Annotated in this window: 12 protein-coding genes and 2 pseudogenes; 2 read left to right on the forward strand and 12 right to left on the reverse strand. The window is 46.7% G+C overall.

Features of this window, described 5'->3' with window-relative positions; all coding sequences use genetic code 11:
• The first annotated feature begins 93 nt into the window (after window positions 1–93).
• Together ptsI and crr are read left to right on the forward strand one after the other, a co-directional pair.
• Window positions 94–1,818: a phosphoenolpyruvate-protein phosphotransferase PtsI gene (gene ptsI, locus KJB05_RS13940; RefSeq protein ID WP_180825718.1), complete on the forward strand. Its 1,725-nt coding sequence runs from the start codon at window positions 94–96 to the stop codon at window positions 1,816–1,818.
• Between the two features lie 106 nt (window positions 1,819–1,924).
• The gene (gene crr, locus KJB05_RS13945) at window positions 1,925–2,434 is read left to right on the forward strand and encodes a PTS glucose transporter subunit IIA (protein WP_005425608.1); all 510 of its coding nucleotides are present in this window, start codon (window positions 1,925–1,927) and stop codon (window positions 2,432–2,434) included.
• A gap of 98 nt (window positions 2,435–2,532) precedes the next feature.
• On the opposite strand, the pseudogene KJB05_RS13950 reads toward crr, so the two are convergent.
• From KJB05_RS13950 to flgD, 12 genes and pseudogenes are all read right to left on the reverse strand, one after another.
• A pseudogene (locus tag KJB05_RS13950) lies at window positions 2,533–3,656 on the reverse strand (flagellin).
• A gap of 114 nt (window positions 3,657–3,770) precedes the next feature.
• Window positions 3,771–4,904 carry a flagellin gene (locus KJB05_RS13955; protein ID WP_208444585.1) on the reverse strand — a complete coding sequence of 378 codons (1,134 nt, stop codon included), beginning with the start codon at window positions 4,902–4,904 and terminating at the stop codon, window positions 3,771–3,773.
• 516 nt (window positions 4,905–5,420) lie between these two features.
• On the reverse strand, window positions 5,421–6,575 hold the full coding sequence (locus KJB05_RS13960) for a flagellin (protein ID WP_208444584.1): 1,155 nt from the start codon (window positions 6,573–6,575) through the stop codon (window positions 5,421–5,423).
• Window positions 6,576–7,024: 449 nt separating this feature from the next.
• Window positions 7,025–8,215, reverse strand: a complete 1,191-nt coding sequence (flgL, locus tag KJB05_RS13965) for a flagellar hook-associated protein FlgL (RefSeq protein ID WP_005438657.1) — start codon at window positions 8,213–8,215, stop codon at window positions 7,025–7,027.
• A gap of 12 nt (window positions 8,216–8,227) precedes the next feature.
• The gene (gene flgK, locus KJB05_RS13970) at window positions 8,228–10,141 is read right to left on the reverse strand and encodes a flagellar hook-associated protein FlgK (RefSeq protein WP_208444583.1); all 1,914 of its coding nucleotides are present in this window, start codon (window positions 10,139–10,141) and stop codon (window positions 8,228–8,230) included.
• A gap of 165 nt (window positions 10,142–10,306) precedes the next feature.
• Window positions 10,307–11,233 (reverse strand): flagellar assembly peptidoglycan hydrolase FlgJ, encoded by a 927-nt coding sequence (gene flgJ / locus KJB05_RS13975; protein ID WP_005438655.1) that lies wholly within the window; start codon window positions 11,231–11,233, stop codon window positions 10,307–10,309.
• A gap of 80 nt (window positions 11,234–11,313) precedes the next feature.
• A pseudogene (locus tag KJB05_RS13980) lies at window positions 11,314–12,342 on the reverse strand (flagellar basal body P-ring protein FlgI).
• A gap of 44 nt (window positions 12,343–12,386) precedes the next feature.
• On the reverse strand, window positions 12,387–13,166 hold the full coding sequence (flgH, locus tag KJB05_RS13985; RefSeq protein ID WP_005425645.1) for a flagellar basal body L-ring protein FlgH: 780 nt from the start codon (window positions 13,164–13,166) through the stop codon (window positions 12,387–12,389).
• Window positions 13,167–13,196: 30 nt separating this feature from the next.
• The gene (gene flgG, locus KJB05_RS13990; protein ID WP_005425600.1) at window positions 13,197–13,985 is read right to left on the reverse strand and encodes a flagellar basal-body rod protein FlgG; all 789 of its coding nucleotides are present in this window, start codon (window positions 13,983–13,985) and stop codon (window positions 13,197–13,199) included.
• Between the two features lie 18 nt (window positions 13,986–14,003).
• Window positions 14,004–14,753, reverse strand: a complete 750-nt coding sequence (locus KJB05_RS13995; protein ID WP_005425588.1) for a flagellar basal body rod protein FlgF — start codon at window positions 14,751–14,753, stop codon at window positions 14,004–14,006.
• A 314-nt stretch (window positions 14,754–15,067) separates the two neighbouring features.
• A complete protein-coding gene (flgE, locus tag KJB05_RS14000) occupies window positions 15,068–16,381 on the reverse strand; it encodes a flagellar hook protein FlgE (RefSeq protein WP_009705674.1) in 1,314 nt (437 codons plus the stop codon).
• A 32-nt stretch (window positions 16,382–16,413) separates the two neighbouring features.
• Window positions 16,414–17,121 carry a flagellar hook assembly protein FlgD gene (gene flgD / locus KJB05_RS14005; RefSeq protein WP_005425626.1) on the reverse strand — a complete coding sequence of 236 codons (708 nt, stop codon included), beginning with the start codon at window positions 17,119–17,121 and terminating at the stop codon, window positions 16,414–16,416.
• Window positions 17,122–17,138 lie beyond the last annotated feature (17 nt).

Below are 17,138 nucleotides of genomic sequence, written 5' to 3' on the forward strand. Positions count from 1 at the left end.
CGTTGGAAATAGGCTCAAAACTAAGCTAATACTATTCGTTAGCGCACCCATTATTCTCCCGTTTTATAAAGTTGACCAACTTAAGGTAAGGCTATGATTTCAGGCATCCTAGCATCTCCAGGTATTGCAATCGGTAAAGCACTACTACTTCAAGAAGATGAAATTGTCCTAAACACAAACACTATTTCTGATGATCAAGTAGAAGCAGAAGTTGCACGTTTCTTTGAAGCTCGTAACAAATCTTCTGCTCAACTAGAAACTATCAAGCAAAAAGCGCTTGAAACGTTTGGCGAAGAAAAAGAAGCGATCTTTGAAGGTCACATCATGCTTCTTGAAGACGAAGAGCTAGAAGAAGAAATCCTAGCACTTATCAAAAACGACAAAATGTCTGCGGACCACGCAATTCATTCAGTTATCGAAGAGCAAGCATGTGCTCTTGAGTCGCTAGACGACGAATACCTGAAAGAACGTGCAACTGACATCCGTGACATCGGTTCTCGTTTCGTTAAGAACGCTCTAGGCATCAACATTGTTTCGCTAAGCGACATCAATGAAGAAGTGATCCTAGTAGCTTACGACCTAACGCCATCTGAAACTGCACAAATCAACCTAGATTACGTTCTTGGTTTTGCTTGTGACATCGGCGGTCGTACTTCTCATACTTCAATCATGGCTCGCTCTCTTGAGCTTCCAGCCATCGTTGGTACTAACGACATCACTAAGCAAGTTAAGAACGGCGACATGCTGATTCTTGATGCGATGAACAACAAGATCGTTATCAACCCATCTGACGCTGAACTAGAAGAAGCAAAAGCAGTTAAAGCTGCATTCCTTGCTGAGAAAGAAGAGCTAGCGAAGCTAAAAGACCTACACGCAGAAACAACTGACGGTCACCGCGTAGAAGTTTGCGGTAACATCGGTACAGTTAAAGACTGTGACGGTATCATCCGCAACGGTGGCGAAGGCGTTGGTCTGTACCGTACTGAATTCCTGTTCATGGACCGTGATGCACTTCCAACTGAAGAAGAGCAATACCAAGCTTACAAAGAAGTTGCGGAAGCAATGAATGGTGAGTCTGTGATCATCCGTACTATGGACATCGGCGGCGACAAAGATCTTCCATACATGGATCTTCCAAAAGAGATGAACCCGTTCCTAGGCTGGCGTGCAGTACGTATCAGCTTGGATCGTCGTGAAATCCTACGTGACCAGCTACGTGGTATCCTACGTGCATCTGCACACGGTAAACTACGTATCATGTTCCCAATGATCATCTCTGTTGAAGAAATCCGTGAGCTTAAGAAAGCGATCGAAGAGTACAAAGCAGAACTACGCGCTGAAGGCCATGCATTCGACGAAAACATCGAAATCGGTGTAATGGTTGAGACTCCAGCTGCAGCAGCTATCGCGCACCACCTAGCGAAGGAAGTTGCTTTCTTCTCTATCGGTACAAACGACCTAACTCAGTACACACTAGCGGTTGACCGTGGTAACGAGATGATTTCTCACCTATACAACCCACTATCACCAGCTGTACTTACTGTGATCAAGCAAGTTATCGACGCTTCTCACGCTGAAGGTAAGTGGACTGGTATGTGTGGTGAGCTAGCAGGTGATGAGCGTGCAACACTTCTACTTCTAGGTATGGGTCTAGACGAGTTCTCAATGAGCGGTATCTCTATCCCTAAAGTTAAGAAAGTTATCCGTAACTCTAACTTCGCAGAAGTGAAAGCAATGGCTGAAGAAGCACTTTCTCTACCAACAGCAGCAGAAATCGAAGCAGTTGTAGAAAAGTTCATTGCAGAGAAAACTCAATAATCAACTAATTCCAATGAGATAGGCGGTTAAAAAAAAGTCGTCTATCTCGAAAGATTGGTATACTATAATTCGACAGAATTAAATAAAACGTTAGGAGCATGACACAATGGGTCTGTTTGACAAACTTAAGAAGCTAGTATCTGACGACAGCGCTGACGCAGGTGCAATCGAAATCATCGCACCACTTTCTGGTGAGATCGTGAACATCGAAGATGTGCCAGATGTTGTTTTCGCTGAGAAAATCGTTGGTGATGGTATTGCTATCAAACCTGCTGGTAACAAAATGGTAGCTCCTGTAAACGGTACTATCGGTAAGATCTTCGAAACGAACCACGCGTTCTCTATCGAGTCTGACGACGGTGTTGAGCTTTTCGTTCACTTCGGTATCGATACTGTTGAACTTAAAGGCGAAGGCTTCAAGCGTATCGCTGAAGAAGGTCAAACTGTTAAAGCTGGCGACACTGTAATTGAATTCGACCTAGCTCTTCTAGAAGAGAAAGCGAAATCAACGCTAACTCCAGTTGTTATCTCTAACATGGACGAAATCAAAGAGCTGAACAAGCTTTCTGGTTCTGTTACTGTTGGTGAAACTCCAGTTCTACGTGTAACTAAGTAATTTTTACTTAGCCCAACACGAAAAAAACGCTGCCATTGGCAGCGTTTTTTATTACTTGAAACTTTTGTTCCTGAGCGATGTTCATCGCTGCAACCCTTTTAACTGAGCAAGCCAAGTGCCGAGCTCGGTTTCTGCTCGCTTGGGCTAACAATGCGGTAGTCGCATCTTGCAGCACTTGTGAGCGTACCATCTCCGTCGATTCTCGTGCAAAATCCGTATCTCGTATCCGCCCTTTAGATTCAGTCACACTCCGGTTTACCGTATTAAGGTTATCCATCGTGCCACTCACCCGGTTTTGGAAGCCACCTATTTCACTTCGATGCGAATCAACATACTTAATTGCCGCGTCAATCACTCCAATTGAAAGCTGTGCCCCGCCAACAGTCGACATATCGATGTCGTCCATTGTGACTAAACCACCAGCACTAACGTCAAGCTCATCCGCTAAACTGCCCTCTAACGTTACACCTTCAGGTGCATTCAGCGTAGAGGCAAAGAATTGCAGTTCATTGTTTTCAGTCACTGAGGCACTCACTATCGATTGCTGCGCATTGATATAAGTAGCAACTTGCTCGATGCGATCTCCTAGCTTGAGCCCAATAGATTCTGTTTGGGTTTGCCCTTTACTGTCTTGGTATTCAAATTTAAGAGTTTGATTATCTTTAGTGACTCGCCAATCTTTATCGACTGCATCACCAACATAATGCTGCCCTCCCATCTCCGGGATGTGACTGCGCATATTTCGCAGTGTCAGAGAGATAGAGTTGGCATTCGCACCAATATGGAAGCTTTGCGAGCCGTAAGAGCCATCAAATAGGTTTTTATCTGCAAATGTCGTCGTGATCGCGACACGATCAAGCTCATCTTGCAGCGCTACGACCTCGTATTGAATACTTTGCCGATCACCTGAGTCATTACTGCCGTTTGCCGCTTGCAGCCCCAGAGAGCGCAAGCGTTGCAATATATCACTACTCTCATGCAAAGCGCCTTCTGCGGTTTGTGCCACCGAATACGCATCGTGTGCATTTCTCAAGGCGACATCAAGCCCTCTTGTTTGAACATTAAGAGTATTGGAGATTTGCAGACCTGCAGCGTCATCACTGGCGGAGTTAATCCGATAGCCCGAGGTGAGGTTTCGCTGAGACTCTATGTTTTGCTCAGCCGCATGACTGAGGTGTCGCTGCGTCATCATCGCAGTAACATTGGTATTTAAAGAGACCATCTAATCGATACGAACTCCTTGTCACCTGCCCTATTCGGTGTACCTAATGCGTGATTTGAATAAGCAAAAAGCCAGGGGTGAGCCTGGCTTTTGTATCGCGTCGTATTAGGTTAATTAACCTAGTAGGCTTAGCGCTGAGTTCGGCGCTTGTTTCGCTTGCGCAAGGATTGAGCTTGACGCTTGCGATAGAATTTGTGACTTGGTCATTTGAGTCGTTTCTTTCGCGAAGTCTGTATCTTTGATACGGCTCTTCGACGCGTTCACGTTCTCGTTGATGTTATCCAAGTTGCTGATTGCGTGGTTGAAACGGTTTTGGAAAGCACCTAGCTCTGCACGGTGGCTGTCTACGTATTTCAATGCCGCATCAATGATAGCCACAGATTCTTGTGCGCCACCTACTGATGTTACGTCGATAGTATCAACCGTTACTTTCTTACCGTCGCTTAGACCTAGCTCACCAGATAGGCCGCCAGAGAATTCAACGTCGCCTTCTACTTTGTTGTTACCAGCGAAAACTTGCAGTTTACCGTCTTGGTCTACTGACGCTTTTACTAGGTCAGTTTGACCGTTGATGTACGTCGCTAGCTCTTCGATATCGTCACCCGCTTTCGCGCTGATGTTGATTTCTTGCTCTTGACCAAAGCTGTCAGTCAGGCTGATTTTCAGGTCGTTTTTACCCGCTTCAACGTTCCAGTTTTTGTCTTTACCGTTTTCAGCTTGGTAGCTCACGCCGCCCATCATTTTGTTGTCTGAGCGCATGTCTTTTAGGTTAAGCATTACTGCTTCACCGTTATCCGCACCGATTTGGAAAGACTGAGTGCCGTAAGTACCGTTAAGTAGACGATTGCCACCGAAAGATGTTGTTTCAGCGATACGGTTTAGTTCGTCGTTCAGTGCCGTTACTTCTTCTTGAATCGCAATACGCTCAGATTTTGAGTTAGAGCCATTCGCAGATTGAAGAGATAGGTCACGCATACGTTGTAGGATGTTAGTCGTCTCGTTCATTGCACCTTCAGCAGTTTGTGCAATCGAGATACCGTCGTTCGCGTTACGAACAGCCACATCCAGGCCACGGCTTTGTACGTTCAAGCGGTTCGAGATTTGAAGACCCGCAGCATCGTCTTTCGCGCTGTTGATTTTGAAACCTGAAGACAAACGCTCCATAGAAGTTTGTTGTGCTGAATTTGCGTTGTTTAGGTAACGCTGAGCGGTCATCGCTGATACGTTTGTGTTTACATTCACTGCCATGGTGATTTCTCCAATTGATTTTCCGATGTAGCGGTTTCCGACGTCTCGGAAAACCAAGTAGTTCTCTCAAAGTTACTTCTATTAACGACTCGGATTTCAGAAGCTTTAGAAAAAAATCAAAAAAAGTGAATTTGCGCGATTTGGCTAGAAAAATGAGAGAAAAGTAGAAAAAAAGCCTCAAGTTTCTGCAGCTTAAGCCGAGCGCTCTAAATTGAGCAAAGAACAACCAAAAACAGCTAGAAAGCAGTGAGTTAGATGAGGGACAGGAATGTTTTATCTGGGAGATAGAAAAGAAAAAGCCCCTTTTCCTTTGAGAGAACTGGGGCTAGGTTGGTAGCCAGAGCCTATGTGGAGATCAAGAGAAATGAACACATAACCGGCACACCGGGTGCAACTTTACATTGAAAATGATTGGCAGGTGAGAGATGAGAGAGCCGCACATTCTATTATAAAGTTGCTTGCCATAAGCCTGCATTCCCATCCACGTCTGAATGTATTGAATACAGGCTAGGTAAACTACTGCAATAGTGACATCGCAGAGTTTGGCAACTGTTTCGCTTGAGCAAGAATCGAAGTACCTGCTTGTTGCAAAATTTGAGCTTTGGTCATTTGCGTTGTTTCTTTCGCAAAGTCCGTATCTTTAATTCGGCTGTTCGATGCATCAACGTTTTCTTGGATGTTTGCCAAGTTATTGATGCTGTGGCTTAGACGGTTTTGTTTTGCACCTAGGTCAGCACGTTGTGAGTCAACATACTTAAGCGCTGAATCCAGTACAGAAATCGCGTTTTGAGAACCTTGCACGGTTGTCATATCGATATCTTGCACGGATGTACGTACCGCTTCATCACTTAGACCTAGATCCGATGCTAGGCCACCAGAGATTGAAATCTCGCCTTGAACGTTCGGGTGCGCAACAAACACTTGTAGTTTGCCGTCTTCACTTACCGATGCATTGATCATATCAGATTGGCCGTTGATGTACGTTGCCAACTCTTCAATATCATCACCTGCTTTCGCATTGATGCTGATTTCTAGATCGTCTGGGTTGCCGTCTTCGTCTTCACCCATACCTGGAAGCGTGATTTTTAGATCCGCTTTAGTTGGATCCACGCCCCAATCTTTGTCTTTGCCATTCTCAGAGAAGAAAGTCACACCGCCCATACGCTGGTCATCCGCACGGATGCTCGTTAGTGCCATGATCATCGCTTCACCAGAGCTTGAACCGATTTGGAATGCCGCTTCACCAAACGAACCGTTCAATAGGCGACGACCACCAAATGATGTTGTTTCTGCGATACGGTTTAGTTCATCCGTCAACGCAGATGATTCTTCGTTGATCGCTTGGCGTTCCGCAGGAGAGTTAGTACCGTTTGCAGATTGAATCGCCAAGTCACGCATACGTTGCATCACTGACGTCGCTTCGTTCATCGCCCCTTCTGCCGTTTGGGCAATCGAGATACCGTCGTTTGCGTTGCGCATTGCCACATCTAGACCACGAGACTGAGCCGTTAGACGGTTAGAGATCTGTAGACCTGCTGCATCGTCTTTTGCACTGTTAATCTTGTGACCAGATGATAGACGTTCCATCGAGGTGTTTAGCTCGTTGCTCGCCTTGTTTAAATAACGCTGCGCGGTCATCGCGGAGACGTTAGTACTAACTGTTACAGCCATTTTGCTCTCCTGTTGAGTTCGCAAGCTTTTGCGAAGCGGCCAGCTTTACTCTCATTTGGATAAGCACTGACCGTAAAAAAATTACTTGCTAAATCTGCCCTATGGCAGGGTTTAGAATCTCGTAAGTCTGTTCTGACAACATCAATACAATTTGTGTGCCAACTTGTTTCAAACTATTTGTTCTTTTAATAATGAACAAATAAACAACAAGTTATAGGGCATACGGGGTAAGAGCCTTGCTTTACTCATTTTTGTTGTGTTGCCGAATCACTGTTTCTTTATTGCCGCCCGGATTACCGTTGGCCTGATTGCCGCTTTCGGTCAAATCATGCCGCTTGGCTCGCATTACTCGGTATTTTTCGTTGATTTCTCGCACTTAAGGCTTGGCACATAAGGCATTAAAATCGAACGGTTGAAATACCGAGCTCACCGCATAAACGGTAGGCGCATCAAATATAGTTAAACAACGTCAGGTCTTTGGTTTTACCAAATGCCTGTTGTGAGGCTTGCAACGCGCGTGAGTTCTCACTGAACTCAATCACTGCCTTGGAGTAATCCAAGTCCTCAAAATTGCTCTTCGCTTTCGCCAGAGACAAATTAAAATCTTCGTGGTTTTGCTCTTGAATATCGAGCGTGCTCAACTTAGCACCCAAGTCGGTTCTGACTTTGTTCATATGAACAAACGCCGCTTGGAATTCTTCCGTCATCTGATGCAGCTTTGCTGTCGCCGACGCGTCAGATACTGAGCTTTCCGACCACTGCATGGTTTCTTTGAATGCATCAAAAACACTGAAGGTTTGGCGCGGCTCTAGCGTAATGCTATCCCCTGCGGAAACTTGCCCTTTCAGTTGAATGTTGATGCCTTCGTACTGGATGCCATCAATTGGCGAGTAGTCATCGACTTGTACGATGCTGCCATCTTTTTCCAATTGGTAACCAAACTTGCCGTTACTCATGTCCACAAAGGTCACTTTGTAGTTTGAGTTATCTTCTGACGCACTCGTTGCTTGACCAAGCAACAGCTCAGAGCCTTCTTGTAAATCGTATTGCGGCTCGAAATCACCAAACGGGTTTGGGATCTCCGAGAACAGATGATTACCCGGATAGTTAATGCCGAGCTCAATGTTGCTGGCGATCTTCATCTTGCGTTGGTAATCGTCACCGGTATAAACCACGCTACCATCGTAATCACGAAAGAAAGGCTGCGATTTTGGCTTCGTACCAGCAAAAACGTAGTTGCCCGATTCGTCTTGCGTATTCACTAACGCCAAGAAGTTGTTTGCAATCTCTTCCAATTCGCGCTTTTTCGCCGCACGGTCTTCCGGAGAAAACGCACCGTTGATCATTTCCATCGAGATGCGTTTCGACTCATCAGTAAATTGCTCAGCGTTGGCAATCACCACTTCTTGGTTTTCTAGTCGGTTACGAACCAGAACAATGGCATCAAGATATTGTTTTAACTGCTCTTCTTGTTGGCCAATGCTCTGAATATAGTGCGTCGCAAGTGGATCATCGCTCGGCTTGGTCAACTGTTTACCAGAAGCAAGCTGCTCCTGATTATGGTGAACTTTGTTTTCCTGACGGCGCAGATCGTTCTGCACTGACTGGTAGTTATGGAAGCTAGAAATTCGCGTTAACATCTAAGGCCTCCTTTATCGCAACTGCAAGATGGTGTTGAAGGTGTCATTAGCTGCCTGCATCACACGAGAAGAGGCCATATAAGCCTGTTGGAACTTCATCATGTTTGCCGCTTCTTCATCGAGGTTTACCCCCGATATCGACGCCACGCGCTCTTGTGCCGCCTCACTCTCTAACTGAGCAACATCGGCGAGTCGACTTGCGGTCGACGTTTTCAAACCCACATCGGTGTTCAAGTTGAAGTACAAGCTCATGATCGTCGATTCATTGCCGTTCATCTTCTTGTCGGTTTGGATGTTTTGCATCTTGCGCAAGTTGCCGTTGTCACCTTCAGATGGCACTAGGTTCGCGGTAAATTTATCGTTCGCTAATGCGCCCGCACTTAACTCAAATACGGTTACCCCGCCGTTTTTATAAGCGGGATGATTGCTCGGTAAACTGACCGAAACCGGTCCGGTCGGTGGATATGGCTGGGGCGCCATGATCACGTTGCCTTTGGTATCGGTTACCGCAAATTGGTCTCCGGTTGGAGAAACAACCACTTCAAATTCACGTAAGTCACCCGCATCAACAATCTCAAATTTGGCATTGCCTTGAGCAAACGTCGTCGACGCTTCATAACTTTGCGCAGCAATGGCTTTTGGATCAGTGGTTTCAACTTTCATTTGCGCTGCGCTGCTACGGGTCGGACGGAGTAACACATGCTCACCGACTTTAGGCTCATTACGCACTTCAACCCGCATTCCGTCGATGTAGAGCGCATTACCTGCATCAGTATTAAGCTTAACGGTTTCACCATTTGGCTTAGTCACGGCGTAACTGTCGCCATCGTAGCGTAATGAGTATTCGCCACCTTTCAGTGCACTGATATCATTGATGTAAACCGCCATATCAGCCGTCGATTGAGGGCCTGCAACGACACGGGATTTCGCTAGTCGCTCTGAGTTCACATCGGTAAACAATGGGTCACCCACATTACCGTAGTGATCCAAGCCTTGCGATTGCAGGTGGTTTACCTCACTAGAAAACGCCGTCGCTAAGCGGCCAAGCTCATCCATCACTTGTGGAATGTGCTCGTCACGCATCTTAAGTAACGCGCCAATTTTGCCGTCAATATCGTCTGATTTGATGGCTTTAATGCCACCACCTTCAACCATCGCAAGGCGACGTTGATGAACATCTGGTGAGCCATCAATCATCTTTAATTGGCTGGCTTCTGTTCCCGAAACAAGGGTGTGCCCATTACCGATATGGACATTAAAACCTTCCGAGTTTTTACGTGGCGTTACCGTCACCTTGGTGTATTCAGAAAGCTCTTTGATCAGTTTTTCATGTTGGTCCATCAAGTCGTTATGAGGACCTGGAGTACGCATCATCAATCGATGAACATCGCGGATCTCAACAGCAAGTTGGTTCACACGTTCAATGCCCATATCCAATGATTTATTGGCCACATCGGATTGCTGACGCACAGTTTCATGGAATTCGTTTAGGGTATCGCTGAGTAATTTGGCTTTTTCCAACACAACTTTGCGCGCGCCCATGTCATTTGGGGTATCCGCCATGGTTTTTACCGCATCAAACCATTCGTTCATGTTTTCTGGGATTTTTTTCGATGCCACAGAAGACAACATGCTTGAGAGCAGATCGAGGTTCTTCTCGTTATCAAGCTTACTAGCGTAATTCGTAGTGGAAAGGTTTAGCTCTTTAACGGCAAACTCATCCCAAGAGCGGCGAACATTTTCCACATGCACGCCCATGCCGTAAGTTGACCCACCAAATTGACGCGGATCGTTGGTGCCTTGGATAACAGACTGACGACTGTAACCCTCTGTATTCGCATTAGAAATGTTATGACCAGTCGTATTCAACTGTCGCTGAGCGGTAAGCACACTTTGTGTACCTACATTCAACAAATCTGACGCCATACATGCCCCCAAAAACGAAATAAAATCGGTATTGACCGATCACCTAGTTAGCAATTAGCAAAAGGTGTGCCAGTTTAGGAAAGAAAGAGAAAGCACGAAAAAAGAAAGGCTTGCACTGTGGCAAGCCTTCTCAAAATGTACATCAAGCATTCGTAGTCGAATGAATTACATACTCTCGATTTTTTGTTTTACCTGCAGCACTTTGTCTGCGTAGCTTGGGTCAGTTGCGTACCCTGCGCTGTGAATTCCACGAATGAAGGATTCAGAATCACCGCCCTGTTGAAGGGCCGTCTCGTAGCGCGGGTTCTCATTCAAGAAGCGAACGTAGTCGTTAAAGCTATCTTGGTAGTTCGAGTAAGAACGGAATGCCGCCGTCTCTTTCACAGGCGTGTTATCGTGGAACTCTAGCGTTTGAGTCGTCACTTTATCCCCCTGCCAGCTACGGTCAGCTTTAATGTTAAACAGGTTGTTACTGCTGCCACGTGCGTTCTTAACGACTTTTTGCCCCCAGCCTGTTTCTAGCGCGGCTTGAGCCAATAGCAGTGAAGGCTCAACACCCAAAGCTTTTGCTGCACGGTCTGCGTATGGCTTCATTGAATTAACAAAAGACTCTGGCGAATCAAAACGCGAAGGCTCTGAACCCGGTCGTGATAGCTGACCAGATTCAATCAAGCGCTGCTCGATTTCACGAGCTTTCTTCGGATCAACACGACGGTATTCCACAGCATTGTTTGCTGCATCGCGCATGGCTGTTTCAGCCTTGTCGTCGCCTTGCCCAACCGTCAACTGCTTAACAATCATGTCAGCCAAGCCCATCGAACCCGATGCACTTAAGTTACTCGCCATTTGCTCATCCAGCATTTGACGGTAGAACTTCTCGTTTTGGCTGTTCATCAAATTCGACTCAAAGCCTTCGTTCGCTTCGCGCATCGACTTCAACATCATCGAAGTAAAGATCGATTCAAACTGGCGAGCGGCCGCTTGCAATGCTTCATGCTCACCATCTTTGCCCTCTTTCACCGCTTTTTGACGAAGGGTATCAAGGGAACTGATGTCATGAATAAAACCGATATCGTTAGGATTGTTGACCATGGTTTCTCTCCTAATCGATTAGATGATGATCAGCTGGCCTTCAATGGCACCAGCTTGTTTCAATGCTTGTAGAATCGCCATCAAATCCGACGGAGCTGCACCGACTTCATTCACCGCACGGACTAGGTCATCTAGTGTCAAACCCGGTTCGAACTTGAACATCTTGCCTTTCTCTTCATTCACTTCGATATCAGAGTCCGGCACTACAACCGTTTGGCCACCAGAGAAGCCGTTTGGTTGGCTTACATTGAGGTTCTCTTTGATTGCTACTGTCATGCCACCGTGCGTCACTGCCGCAGGTTTCAGACGAACATGCTTGCCGACCACAATCTACCGGTACGAGAATTCACAATGATTTTCGCCGCGCCATCTGCAGGGTCGAACTCTAGGTTTTCGATTGCTGATAAGAAGGCAACACGTTGGCTTACATCACGTGGAGCGCGGACACGAACAGAAGTAGCATCAACTGCACTGGCCATTTGAGGACCAAGGAAGTTGTTTACTGCATCCGCCATACGTTGCGCAGTGGTAAAGTCAGAATCAAGCAGGTTGAATGTGATGTAGTCACCACGTCCGAATGGGTTTGGAATTTCGCGCTCTACGGTTGCACCGCTTGAAATAAGACCAACGGTTGGGTTGTTGCCGACGATCTTAGAGCCATCAGCACCTTCTGCGCTGAAACCACTCACGACTAAGTTACCTTGCGCGACAGCGTACACTTGGCCATCGAGACCTTTTAGGAAGGTTTGTAGCAAGGTGCCACCACGCAGGCTTTTTGCACTGCCGATCGAAGAGACCGTAACGTCTACTTGCTGACCCGGTTTTGAAAATGGCGGCAATGTTGCCGTTACCATAACAGCGGCAACGTTCTTAATTTTTGGTTTGGTACCCGGCGGCATTTGAATGCCGAAGTTTTGCAGCATTGCCGCGAAGCTTTGTTCTGTAAACGGGTTTGATTCACCCGTACCCGGTAAGCCTGAAACCAAGCCATAACCCACAAGTTGGTTGCTACGCACACCTGCCACTTGCGCGACGTCTTTGATACGTGCGGCTTGGGCTGTGGTTGCAAATAGCGCAACGCTCAACAGTGCTAATAGGATTCTTTTCATGCTTACTCAATCTCTTGCAGTCAATTTGCCGTCATTTCGACGTCTTACAGGGCTACATTAAAGAATCGTGCCAAGAAACCTGGCTCTTGCATATCTTGTGGTGAGCCTGTGCCAGAGTATTGGATTCTTGCGTTAGATACACGATTTGACGCAATAGTATTGTCAAAATTGATGTCATCAGGGCGAATTGTGCCGCTTAGACGAATGTACTCATCACCCGTATTCAACGTCATCCACTTCTCACCGCGGATCACTAGGTTGCCGTTTGCCAGCACCTCAATGACTTCTACCGTGATGTAACCGCTGATGCTGTTGCTTTGCTTAGCCGAAGAGTCGCCGGCAAAGGTGTTGGTGTTGTTCAGATCGTACGAGAAGTTGTATTTGCCGCCAATTTGCAGTTCCTGACCACCGACAGACAAAGGCTCCATCTTCGCATCGTTGGTTTTTGATAGATCGGCGTTGGCACTCTTAGTCGCACGAGTCGTTTCGTCGAGTGTTACGGTAATGATGTCGCCGATGCCACGTGGTTTAGAATCGTCGTATAGGTCGGTAATGTGCTCGGTGCTAAACAAAGAGCCCGTTGCTGCCGCATAGTGCTCTGGTTTTTGTTTAGGGTGAATTGGTGCCCATGCCGGATCGCCTGCCACCGGATCGGTTCTGCCGCGCAAAGTATCAATGATGCCGCTGCTCTCTTCTTTCGACTTATCGCCTTCAACCGCATCCACCACCGTTGTCGCTTGGCTGACTTCGTCGGTTTCAATCGGTTCTAGCATCGCACAACCAGACATGGTCGTGATAAGTGCAAGTAGACAAATACGTTTCATCATTGGCTCCCTAAATCCCGCTCTTAGTGATTACAACTGCTGGTTAACGAAGCTCATCATCTTGTCGACCGATGAGATTACTTTTGAGTTCATTTCGTACACGCGTTGCGCTTCGATCATGTTGACCAGCTCTTCCGTCACGTTCACGTTAGATGCTTCCAGCATGGATTGACGAATTTCGCCCAAACCATCAAGACCAGGGACACCTTCTTGTGGGTCACCGCTTGCGCCAGTTGGCAAGTAAAGGTTCTGACCGATTGGCTCAAGACCACCAGGGTTTACAAAGTCAGTAATAGTTAGCTGGCCTACTACAACGTTGTTTTGCTCACCACGAATACGTACAGAGACTTCACCGTCTGTACCAACCGTGATAGAAATTGCGTCTTCAGGAATCACAATCTCTGGCTCTACTGGGTAACCAGAGCCAGAAGTCACTAGCGTACCTTCACCATCTAGCGTGAACTGACCGTTACGGGTGTAACCGATGTTTCCGTCTGGCAGAGTCACTTGGAAGAAGCCATCGCCTTCCACCATCATATCGAGTGCGTTGGTTGTGGTTTGCGCGTTACCGTGCGTGTGCACTTTTTGCGTCGCAACCACTTTAGAACCAGCACCCAGCATCAAGCCACTTGGCAGTTCCGTGTTCTGAGAAGACTGACCGCCTGGCTGGTTAATGTTTTGGTAGAACAAATCTTCAAATACCGCGCGGCTCTTTTTGTAACCTACAGTTGAGGCGTTCGCCAAGTTGTTCGAAATCGTTGCGATGTTGGTCTGTTGGGCGTCTAGACCTGTTTTACTTACCCATAGTGCTGGATGCATTGTGAACCTCTAACTCTGTTAACTCATACGAAGCAATGAATCTGAAGACTTATCCATCTCTTCAGCGGTGCTCATCATTTTGACCTGCATTTCAAACTGACGTTGAAGGTCAATCAAAGCGGTCATTTCACCTACGGCATTCACGTTACTACCTTCAATAGCACCGGTTTGGATGCTGATAGAGCCGTCTGCTTCGTAAGGCTGGTTTGGAGTTTTATGGCGAAATAAGCCATTGGTATCTTTAAACAAGTTTTGATCGTCTGTGCGTACAAGCTTGATACGATCAACCACTTCTAATTCTTCAGCCGGCGCACCTTGAGGCAGTACAGAGATGGTGCCGTCACGACCGATTTCGATTTTGGAGACTGGGATTGGCAAGGTAATTGGCGCATCGTTTTCGCCCAACACCACATGACCGCTTGCATTCGTTAACAAGCCGTTTTGATCCACTTTTAGGTTACCGTTACGCGTCAAACCTTCTTTGCCAGTTTGATCCATAACAGAAATCCAGCCGCTGCCTTCTACCGTAATATCAAGGTCACGACCGGTTGTGATCACACTGCCTTGCGCAAAGTTATGTCCTGGACGTTCCGTCATGCTAAATACACGTGAAGGCAAACCTTCACCATAAGCTTGCATAGAGCGAGCTTGTGCTAAATCAGCACGGAAGCCAGTTGTACTCACGTTTGCCAGGTTGTTGGCACGCAATTGCAGGGCCTGCATATTTTGCTTGGCGCCGCTCATTGCGAGAAACAGTGCGCGATCCATAAATTACTCCAAAAGTTCTCTGTACAAGGGAGTAAAAGCAATAGTTATGCCAACATTAAAATAATGTTATTAATCAAAAGCTTGAATATGAAATGAGGGTTTTCAGATGGCAATTCAGGATGAATAAGCCAAGAGAGAGGCAATGTTTGATCCTCCTAGCGGCAACAGCGGCAAGCCAGAGATCAAAGCATGCCCAACCTGAACTGAGGTATTTTCAGGTTGAGCACCAGATGAATGTCATGATGTCATCAAACGATACGGCAAGTGCACGCAGCGTTTGATTAAGCAGATGATAGAGCTATCTAACGAGCGCTCTAACGAATCTGCAGGATATTTTGTTGTAGCTGGTTGTGTACTTCTAGCGCACGTGAGTTCGCTTGGAAGTTACGCTGAGCAGAGATCAGATCCACCAGCTCCTGAGTCATATCAATGTTTGATTGCTCTAGCATACCGTTGTTGATAGTACCGAAAGAGCCTTTGTTTGATTCACCCCAGATCTTGTCACCAGAGAACTGCGTTGAATCCCATTGAGTGCCGCCTTTCTTATCCAGACCTTGCTCGTTTGGAACACGTACTAGCGCCACACGACCCAATGTTACGTTTTCACCGTTTGAGTAAGTACCCAATACGCTGCCGTTTTCATCAAAGTCTACTTTAGTCAGGAAACCCGTTGTCGCGCCATCTTCATCGAACTTAGTCAGTTCAAATGGTGCAGCAAACTGAGTCGCTGAGCCTAAACCAAAGTTAAGTGTTTGCGCAGGATCCGCACCGTTTAAATCCACTGGGTTAGTGTTTGTCGCAGGATCGCCCAACGCTACCGATGTGATTGGCTGACCGTTGTTTAGGCTTGCCAATGTACCATCGTTGTTGAACTTCATCGTGTGACCAACGTGACCCGTTGGCGTTGCAGCATCACCGTTAGCAACGTTCAATGGCTTCTCACCGCCTTTGTCTGTCACTGTGTAGTAAGTTTGCCACGTGTTCGGCTGAGTTTGGTCTTTCAAGTAGTAAGTCGTTAGCTTGTAAGACTGACCCATCGAGTCATAAATCGTTGAAGAAGTCGAACGGTTGTATGTATCTGGATCTGAGAAATCAAACTGAGTCGGATCTTTCAAATCACCATTAGCCGGTAAGTTCACACCCACTTCAATGTTCGCTGTTTGCTTTGGCTTACCAAATTCTGCAGGGATATTGATTGGTTGTGGCTCGTAAGACGATACCTCACCAGACTCAGGATTTACTTGGTAACCAAGTAGGAACTCATCGTTCGCTGTTACCATGTAGTTTTCTTTGTTCAAATGGAACGCACCGTTACGTGTCATTTCATTTTGTTGTGGGATAAGACGATCTTTCGCTACTGCGAAGAAACCTGTACCCGACACACGCAAATCCATTGGGTTGTTGGTGTAAATGCTTGAACCTTCGTGGAACTGTTGCGCCACTTGGTTCGCTTGCGCACCGCCACCCGGAGTGGTTTTTGCGTTAGTGAACAAAGAGTTTGAGTACACATCGCTGAATTCCGCACGAGACTCTTTAAAGCCGTACGTGTTGGCGTTCGCAATGTTGTTACTGGTGGTGTTCAAATCCAGTTGAGCGGAGGACAAACCGCTTAAAGATACATATGACATTCCAAAATCTCCTAACCTGACGCGCTATTGAATTACGCTTTGCCGACTTCCAATACTTCTGCAAGTCGAACTGGCGATTCAAAACCTGCCAGATTGAGTAATACGTTTCCGTCGCCCTTACCTAGCAATACACTGTTCACGTTCGCGTAAGTAGACACTGGGAACTCTTGCGACTCCCCATCTACCAAGCCAGACGCTTTCACATTATATTTGCCAGCAGGCATTGGATTTCCGTTTTCATCATTACCGTCCCAAAGCACACGAGTGTCGCCGGCTGGTTTCGCACCTACCTCAAAAGTACGCACCAATTGGCCCGCTTCGTTTTCCACTCGAACAAACAGGTTGTCGAGAGGTTGTGCAAGCTTAACCATTGCCGCCATTGTTGCATTGTCTTGCTTTACACCCGCCGCGCCAGGGACCAACACGTCACGACCAACCAAAGAGGAAGCTTGTAACGCTTGGTTTGATGTCATTGACGAGTTCAAACTCTCGAACTGAGAGTTCATCTTGCCGATACCATCTACGGTCGCAAATGACGCCATTTGCGCAATCATCTGGTCATTACCTACCGGCTTAAAAGGGTCCTGTTGAGACAATTGCTTAGTGAGCAAAGATAGGAAGTCTTCCTGTTTCAGGTCCTGCTTACCTGTGCTCTCTTCAGTCTTCTTGTTCTCTTGTAGGCTCTTAAGCTGGTCGATATAGGACAAGCCGCTTTGACCAACGTTGTTAATTCCGGCCATACGCTACCTCCTTATCC

The sequence above is a fragment of the Vibrio sp. B1ASS3 genome (genome assembly GCF_905175355.1).
Lineage (GTDB): Bacteria > Pseudomonadota > Gammaproteobacteria > Enterobacterales > Vibrionaceae > Vibrio > Vibrio owensii.

Bases quoted from the DNA above. Each gene is read 5' to 3' on its own strand.
- ptsI (WP_180825718.1), top strand. From the start codon at position 94: ATGATTTCAGGCATCCTAGCATCTCCAGGTATTGCAATCGGTAAAGCA.
- flgK (WP_208444583.1), bottom strand. From the start codon at position 10,141: ATGGCGTCAGATTTGTTGAATGTAGGTACACAAAGTGTGCTTACCGCT.
- crr (WP_005425608.1), top strand. From the start codon at position 1,925: ATGGGTCTGTTTGACAAACTTAAGAAGCTAGTATCTGACGACAGCGCT.
- flgH (WP_005425645.1), bottom strand. From the start codon at position 13,166: ATGAAACGTATTTGTCTACTTGCACTTATCACGACCATGTCTGGTTGT.
- flgD (WP_005425626.1), bottom strand. From the start codon at position 17,121: ATGGCCGGAATTAACAACGTTGGTCAAAGCGGCTTGTCCTATATCGAC.
- KJB05_RS13955 (WP_208444585.1), bottom strand. From the start codon at position 4,904: ATGGCAGTGAATGTAAACACAAACGTATCAGCGATGACCGCTCAGCGT.
- flgE (WP_009705674.1), bottom strand. From the start codon at position 16,381: ATGTCATATGTATCTTTAAGCGGTTTGTCCTCCGCTCAACTGGATTTG.
- KJB05_RS13995 (WP_005425588.1), bottom strand. From the start codon at position 14,753: ATGGATCGCGCACTGTTTCTCGCAATGAGCGGCGCCAAGCAAAATATG.
- flgJ (WP_005438655.1), bottom strand. From the start codon at position 11,233: ATGGTCAACAATCCTAACGATATCGGTTTTATTCATGACATCAGTTCC.
- KJB05_RS13960 (WP_208444584.1), bottom strand. From the start codon at position 6,575: ATGGCTGTAACAGTTAGTACTAACGTCTCCGCGATGACCGCGCAGCGT.
- flgG (WP_005425600.1), bottom strand. From the start codon at position 13,985: ATGCATCCAGCACTATGGGTAAGTAAAACAGGTCTAGACGCCCAACAG.
- flgL (WP_005438657.1), bottom strand. From the start codon at position 8,215: ATGTTAACGCGAATTTCTAGCTTCCATAACTACCAGTCAGTGCAGAAC.